General features: G+C 70.8%; 5 protein-coding genes. 2 read left to right on the forward strand and 3 right to left on the reverse strand.

Annotated elements, in window-relative coordinates:
• Positions 1–377: 377 nt before the first annotated feature.
• Positions 378–929, reverse strand: coding sequence for a MarR family winged helix-turn-helix transcriptional regulator (locus AC067M_RS45695; protein ID WP_478702902.1), 552 nt, complete (start codon positions 927–929; stop codon positions 378–380).
• A gap of 152 nt (positions 930–1,081) precedes the next feature.
• On the opposite strand from AC067M_RS45695, the gene AC067M_RS45700 reads away from it, so the two are divergent.
• Positions 1,082–2,344 carry an MFS transporter gene (locus tag AC067M_RS45700; RefSeq protein ID WP_478702906.1) on the forward strand — a complete coding sequence of 421 codons (1,263 nt, stop codon included), beginning with the start codon at positions 1,082–1,084 and terminating at the stop codon, positions 2,342–2,344.
• 61 nt (positions 2,345–2,405) lie between these two features.
• Here the strand turns inward: AC067M_RS45700 and AC067M_RS45705 are convergent, their stop codons facing one another.
• Both AC067M_RS45705 and AC067M_RS45710 read right to left on the reverse strand, forming a co-directional pair.
• The gene (locus AC067M_RS45705) at positions 2,406–4,052 is read right to left on the reverse strand and encodes an ATP-binding SpoIIE family protein phosphatase (RefSeq protein WP_478702903.1); all 1,647 of its coding nucleotides are present in this window, start codon (positions 4,050–4,052) and stop codon (positions 2,406–2,408) included.
• A gap of 233 nt (positions 4,053–4,285) precedes the next feature.
• Positions 4,286–5,653, reverse strand: a complete 1,368-nt coding sequence (locus AC067M_RS45710; protein WP_478702904.1) for an NAD(P)/FAD-dependent oxidoreductase — start codon at positions 5,651–5,653, stop codon at positions 4,286–4,288.
• Positions 5,654–6,030: 377 nt separating this feature from the next.
• Between AC067M_RS45710 and AC067M_RS45715 the strand changes: the two genes are divergently transcribed.
• Positions 6,031–6,813, forward strand: coding sequence for a TetR/AcrR family transcriptional regulator (locus AC067M_RS45715; protein WP_478702905.1), 783 nt, complete (start codon positions 6,031–6,033; stop codon positions 6,811–6,813).
• Positions 6,814–6,996 lie beyond the last annotated feature (183 nt).

The raw sequence follows: 6,996 nt of genomic DNA on the forward strand, positions 1-6,996 counted from the left end.
TTCCCTTTCCGGCGCTTCCGACTCTATCAGATCCTTTCGGCCCTGATTCCCCGTCAGAGGGGGGTTGTCTTCCCGGCTGTTGGGCCGTTCCGACGTCTCAAACCTTAGCGGATCCTCCCGGCGATTCCCAATCGAGTCGTTCGACTCGATCGAACCCGCCGAGCTCCCGATCGAATTGAATTCGGGCACGCCGAATTCACCCCGTCAGGAGTGATCGTTCTGCTGGTTTGGTTGCCGCACGAGGCGGCGGGAGGTGCTGACGCAGAACCGTTACGGCTCTCCGACAACCCGAAGAACTCTACGGATCCCCGAAGGGGCTGTCAAGTGCCCGCTGTCAAGATCTTTTCGGGCGCTTCAGCCAAGGCCGCAGCCGGGTCTCAGTCGAGGTCGCTGAGGCGTCCGCCGGAGTCCGGCTGCGCGTCCTCCACCCGGCGAAGGAGCCTGGTCAGCACCTCGCCGAGGACCGCGCGCTCGCCCGATGACAGGTCCTGGAGGAGGTCCTCCTCGAAGACCGACGCCAGGCGCATCGCCTCCAGCCACTTCTCGCGTCCCTCCGGTGTCAGCTCGACGATGACGCGGACCCGATTGGCCTCGTCCCGTTCTCGGGTAACCAACCCCTCCGTAACCATGCGGTCGATCCGGTGGGTCATCGCGGCCGGCGTCAGACCGAGGCGCTTGGCGATGTCGCTGGGGCCCATGCGGTAGGGGGCGCCGGAGAGGACGAGCTCCTTGAGGACCTCCCACTCGGCGTTGCTGATGCCGAGGGCGGCGGTCTGGCGGCCGTAGGCGACGTTCATACGGCGGTTCAGGCGGGAGAGCGCCGAGACGATCTGCTCGACCTGGGGGTCGAGGTCCTGGAACTCGCGCTGGTAGGCGGCGATCTGCGCTTCGAGTGTCGGCTCACTGAGGCTGCCGGAGGTGTCGCCCATGCGCGAAGTATGGCATGCGGCCGCTTGGCGTTGAAGTCCTTCGAGGTGTACTGTTTAGCTTCTAACTTTAGCTTCGAAGTCTTCAGTCCTAACTACTGAGGCATACCAACTACTCGAGAGAGGTGAACGTGACCAGGGCGAAGGGCGCAGCGATGCGCCGGATCCACGTGGGCAACGCACTCAGCGCGTTCGGGCTCGGTTTCACCGTCCCCTACCTGTACGTCTATGTGGCGCAGGTGCGGGGTCTTGGTGCCACGACGGCGAGTCTCGTGCTCGCCGTCTTCGCCGTGGCCGCGCTGGTGGTGCTGCCGTTCGCCGGCAGGGCGATCGTGCGGCGTGGCCCGCTTCCGGTGCTGCTCGCCGCCCTGGTCACCGCCGCGCTCGGGTCGCTGAGCCTGGGGCTCGCGGGCAATGCCATGGCCGTACTGCTGTCGGCGGCGGCGCTCGGGGCCGGGCAGGCCGTGATGCAGCCGGCGCTCGCGACGATGATCGTGGACTGCTCGACGGCTCAGACGCGGTCGCGGGCGTTCGCGACGCAGTTCTTTCTGCAGAACCTCGGGCTCGGCGTCGGTGGGCTGATCGGTGGGCATCTCGTCGATGCCACGCGCGTGTCGTCGTTCACGCTGCTGTTCGCGATCGAGGCGGCGATGTTCCTGCTGCTGGTCGTGGTGATGGCGACGGTGCGGACGCCGCACTCGCCGCGGATCGAGGACGCCCCCGCGGGGTCGGCGAGGGGGAGCTGGAAGCAGCTCCTCGGGAACCGGGCCATGGTGCAGCTGAGCGTGCTGGGGTTCGTGCTGTTCTTCGCCTGCTACGGGCAGTTCGAGTCGGGGCTGAGCGCGTACGGCGTGGAGGCTGCCGGGATATCGACGTCCGCGTTGGGGACGGCTCTGGCCGCGAACACGGCGGTGATCGTGGTCGCGCAGTTCGCGGTGCTGAGGTTCGTCGAGCGGCGTCGGCGGTCCCGGGTGATCGCGTCCGTGGGGCTGATCTGGGCCGTGGCGTGGCTCGCGGCGGGGTACGCGGGGCTCGGGCACGGCAGCCAGGAGATGGCGACGGCTGCGTTCGTGTCGACGTATGCGCTGTTCGGTCTCGGGGAGGCGATGTTGTCGCCGACGGTGGCTCCGCTGGTGGCGGATCTGGCGCCTGCCGGGATGGCGGGGCAGTACAACTCCGCGTTCGCCCTGGTGAAGCAGTTGGCGTTGGCGGTGGGGCCGGCTGTGGGTGGGCCGATGGGGGCGTCGTTGCACGCGCCTTATGTCGTGACGTTTCTGCTGTTCTCGCTGGGGATCACGTTCCTGGCGGTGCGGCTGGGTAGGCAGCTCACGCTCGCGCAGGATCAGCCGTGGGTCGCTCGGAGCCGGGTCGTCGCTCGGGGTGGGGCTGCGGCGGAGTCCGTGTCGGCGGAGGCCTGACGGCGCGCCGCCCGCAGCCGCGCCGACAGTTCCAGGTCCGACAGTTCCAGGTCCGACAGTTCTAGGCCTTCGGCAGTACGAACTCGCACCACACCGCTTTCCCCCCTCCCGGTGTACGCCTCGACCCCCAGCTCGACGCGATCGTCGCCACGATGGCGATGCCCCTGCCGGACTCGTCGCCTGCTTCGGCACGGCGCCGCCTGGGGAGGTGGTCGTCGCCGTCGGTGACCTCGATGATCAGGCGGCGGTCGGTGCGGCGCAGGCGCAGGCGCATGGGTGGGGTGCCGTGCTGGAGGGAGTTGGCGACGAGTTCGCTGGCGGCCAGGACGCCGAGGTCGTGCAGTTCGGGCGGGAAGCGCCAGCTGGTGAGGACGCCGGAGGCGAACGCACGCGCGCGTGGGGCCGCCTCCACTCCGCCGAGGAGGTCCAGGGCCGCGTTGCGGAAGAGTTCGCCGTCGGGGCCGGTGCGGGCGGGGTGCTGGAGGACCAGGACGGCCACGTCGTCGTCGTGGTCGGCGGTGACGCCGGCCGTGCGGACCAGGCGGTCGCAGATCACCTGGGGGGTGCCCGTCGCGCCGGCCAGGGCGCGTTCGAGGGAGGCGATGCCTTCGTCGAGATCCTCGTCCCTGCGTTCGACCAGGCCGTCCGTATAGAGGACGGCCGTGGAACCGGGGCCGAGCGGGATCGAGCCGGAGGCGTGCATCCAGCCGCCCGTGCCGAGGGGTGGGCCGGTGGGTTCGTCGGCGCGCTGGACCGTGCCGTTCTCGTCGCGGACCAGGATGGGCAGGTGGCCGGCGGAGGCGTACACCAGCCGGCCCTCGTTCGGGTCGTGGATGGCGTACACGCAGGTGGCGATCTGGTTGGCGTCGATCTCGGCGGCGAGGCCGTCGAGGAGTTGCAGGATCTCGTGCGGGGGGAGGTCGAGGCGGGCGTAGGCGCGGACGGCCGTGCGGAGCTGGCCCATGACCGCCGCGGCGCGGACGCCTCTGCCCATGACGTCGCCGATGACCAGGGCGGTGCGGCCGCCGCCGAGGGTGATCACGTCGTACCAGTCGCCGCCGACCGCGGCCTCGGTGCCGCCGGGCTGGTAGGTGGCCGCGATGCGCAGGTCGTCCGGCTGTTCGAGTTCCTGGGGGAGCAGGGAGCGCTGGAGGGTGACGGCCGTCTCGCGCTGGCGGCGTTCGCTGGCCCGGAGGCGTTCGGCGGCCTCGGCGTGGTCGGTGACGTCGGTGGCGAAGACGAGGACTCCGCCCTCGCCGTCGGCGTTCTTGGCGACGGGGGTGCAGGTGAAGGTGTAGGAGCGGCCGTCGGGGGCCTTGCGGGACTTGACCGTGCGGGGCTTGCCGCTGCGCAGGACCTGGTCGAGGAGCGGGAGCAGGCCGAGTTCCCGCAGCTCGGGGAGGGCGTCGCGGGCCGGTTCGCCGAGGGGGCGTACGCCGAATGCGGTGACATAGGCGTCGTTGACGCAGGCGAGGCGGTGGTCGGGGCCGTGGGTCAGGGCGACGAGGGCCGGGACGCGGTCGAGGACCTCGCGGACCGGCAGCTCGTCGACGGCCCCTACGAACGTCGTGTCATCGGTCAGTTGTTCGGCGCGGGCCGCGGGTACGGAGCTCTCTCCCCGTCGTTCGGGGGAGGCGGGGTACTCGGTCCGCGCTGCTGCGCGGCGCTGCGTTCCGGGGAGCCGGGCGCTCCAGCGCGTGAAGTTCACGAATCCTTGCCTCGTGTAGTCGTCGTCGGCCGGCTCCGGACCGGGCCAGGGCTCCGGTGACCGCGCGTGGTGGCAGCGCCGGGGTGTGCGGCACTTGGGAACAGCGTCGTGGGTTCGCGGGGTGGTGGGGCGGCGGGCGGCCCGCCCGGGCTCGGGGGATCAGTCTGGCAGGGCGGCCGTCCGGGCCGACAGTCGTCAGACGCCGGGGCGGCCGATGGAGTTCCTGGGTCCGGTCAGGACGACCCCTTCGGGTCGTCAGAAGGCTTTCCACCGGCAGCCAGTTCGAACTCTGCTCGAGGGTGTTCGAGTGATCCGAGCGAGACGATCTCCCTCTTGAAGAGCCCGGAGAGGATCCATTCGGCGAGCACACGCGCCTTGCGGTTGAAGGTCGGCACCCTGCTGAGGTGGTAGGCGCGGTGCATGAACCAGGCGGGGTAGCCCTTGAGCTTGCGCCCGTAGACCTGGGCAACGCCCTGGTGGAAGCCGAGGGAGGCGACCGAGCCGGCGTATTTGTGGGCGTACGTCTCGAGCGGTTCGCCGCGCAGGGAGTGGGCGATGTTGTCGCCGAGGACCCTGGCCTGGCGCAGGGCGTGCTGTGCGTTGGGGGCGGTTTCCTTGCCGGGTTCGTCGGCGGTGACGTCGGGGACGGCTGCGGCGTCGCCCGCGGCCCACGCGTGCGTGGTGCCCTCGATGGAGAGCTCGGCGGTGCATTTCAGCCGCCCGCGCTCGGTGCGGGGCAGGTCGGTCGCGGCGAGCACCGGGTGGGGTTTGACGCCGGCGGTCCACACGACCGTACGGGTCGGGAAGCGGGCGCCGTCACTGAGGACGGCGACACGGTCCGCGCAGGAGTCCAGGCGGGTGTTCAGGCGTACGTCGATGTTGCGGCGGCGCAGTTCGGTGACCGTGTAGCGGCCCATCTCCTCGCCGACCTCGGGCAGGATGCGGTCGGATGCCTCGACGAGGATCCACTTCATGTCTTCGGGCTGGATGTTGTGGTAGTACCGCGCCGCGTAGCGGGCCATGTCCTCCAGCTCGCCGAGCGCCTCCACTCCGGCGTAACCGCCACCGACGAAGACGAAGGTGAGGGCCGCGTCACGGATCGCGGGGTCGCGGGTGGAGGAGGCGATGTCCATCTGCTCGATGACGTGGTTGCGCAGCCCGATGGCCTCCTCGACCGTCTTGAAGCCGATGGCGTGCTCGGCGAGGCCGGGGATGGGCAGGGTGCGCGAGACGGAGCCGGGTGCGAGGACGAGTTCGTCGTACGACAGCCGGAGGGCGCCGGTGCCCTCCTCCTCGGTGGCGAGGGTGGTCACGGTGGCGGTGCGCTTGGCGTGGTCGACGGCGGTGGCCTCGCCGACGATGACATGGCAGTGGGACAGGACACGGCGCAGCGGTACGACGACGTGGCGGGGGGAGATGGAGCCCGCGGCCGCCTCGGGGAGGAACGGCTGGTACGTCATGTACGGGTCGGGTGTGACCACGGTGATCTCCGCGTCGCCCCGGGCGAGTTCCTGTTTCAGCTTCCGCTGGAGCCGCAGGGCCGTGTACATCCCGACGTAGCCGCCGCCGACAACGAGAATGCGCGCACGTTCCTTCACCATCCCATGACGCACCCGGCGTCGGCGTTTGTCCACAGCCCCGACCATTTGTGTGACCGAAGATCTGATGTGCGCAGGGTTGGCCGAATCACGAGCGTACGGGGAAGATGCGCAGGTCAGGTGGGGTGCGCCGGGGGGCGAGAAGGGGAGTATTCGGGACGTATGCGACCCGTACTCCGATCGAGGGGCGCTCCGTGCGGAACGTGCCCCTTCTGAATTGACTCCCTCTCAACTATGTTCGTGTGTCGACGGGGTGTAGGGGCGATGGCTCGTCGAGACCGCGACGGGCGGCCTCGGGAAGCGGGCAGGTTCCGCGCGCTCCGGGCATTCAATGGCGGGGAGAGTCTCCGGGGGGAGACGTCATTACCGGGGGATCATTCATGCATATTCAGGATTCTCATTGGTCGTCCGCATCCGCCGTCGTATCGGGCGGCGGAGCGGTGATCAGCGCGGCGGCGCACAACGGGCGCGGTGAGATACCGCGCACGACGCCGCTGCGCGTGGACGCACAGCGCAATCTGGAGCACGTACTGCGTGCGGCACGCGAGGTCTTCGGCGAGCTGGGGTACGGCGCGCCGATGGAGGACGTGGCGCGGCGCGCGCGAGTCGGCGTCGGCACGGTGTACCGGCGTTTTCCGAGCAAGGACGTCCTGGTGCGGCGGATAGCCGAGGAGGAGACCTCCCGGCTGACCGACCAGGCGCGTGCGGCGCTCGGGCAGGAGGACGAGCCGTGGTCGGCGCTGTCGCGCTTCCTGCGGACGTCGGTGGCCTCGGGTGCCGGGCGGCTGCTGCCGCCGCAGGTGCTCCGGGTCGGTGTCTCCGACGAGGCCACGGACGGCCCCTCGTTCGACGCGGCGCGGGTGCCGCAGCAGCGGACCCAGCCGGTCGGCGGTGAGCTTCGGCTGGTTCAGAAGGAGGAGGGCACTTCGTCGTCGGTCGCCGAGGACGACGGCACCGGGGCGGCGGCGCTGCTCGAGGTCGTGGGCCAGCTCGTGGAGCGGGCGCGCGCGGCGGGTGAGCTGCGGACCGATGTGTCGGTGTCGGACGTACTGCTGGTGATCGCGACGGCGGCGCCTTCGCTGCCGGACGCGGCCCAGCAGGCGGCGGCCTCGGCGCGACTGCTGGACATCCTGCTGGAGGGACTGCGGTCGCGGCCGGCGTGAGGCATGGGTGCGGGGGGGGGGGGGGGGGCCCCCCCCCCCCCCCCCCCCCCCCCCCCCCAGCGGCGCTCCCCCCCCCCCCCCCCCCCAAACCACCACCCCCCCCCCCCCCCCCCCCCCCCCCCCCCCCCCCACCACCGGATCGTGCAGAGTCTCTCCGGCCCCCGCGCCCACATTCCCGTCCCA

The sequence above is a fragment of the Streptomyces sp. NPDC043427 genome (assembly GCF_056436655.1).

What these genes read in the sequence shown, in the direction of transcription:
- AC067M_RS45695 (WP_478702902.1), bottom strand. Translation starts at nt 929, where the DNA reads ATGGGCGACACCTCCGGCAGCCTCAGTGAGCCGACACTCGAAGCGCAG.
- AC067M_RS45700 (WP_478702906.1), top strand. Translation starts at nt 1,082, where the DNA reads ATGCGCCGGATCCACGTGGGCAACGCACTCAGCGCGTTCGGGCTCGGT.
- AC067M_RS45710 (WP_478702904.1), bottom strand. Translation starts at nt 5,653, where the DNA reads ATGGTGAAGGAACGTGCGCGCATTCTCGTTGTCGGCGGCGGCTACGTC.
- AC067M_RS45715 (WP_478702905.1), top strand. Translation starts at nt 6,031, where the DNA reads ATGCATATTCAGGATTCTCATTGGTCGTCCGCATCCGCCGTCGTATCG.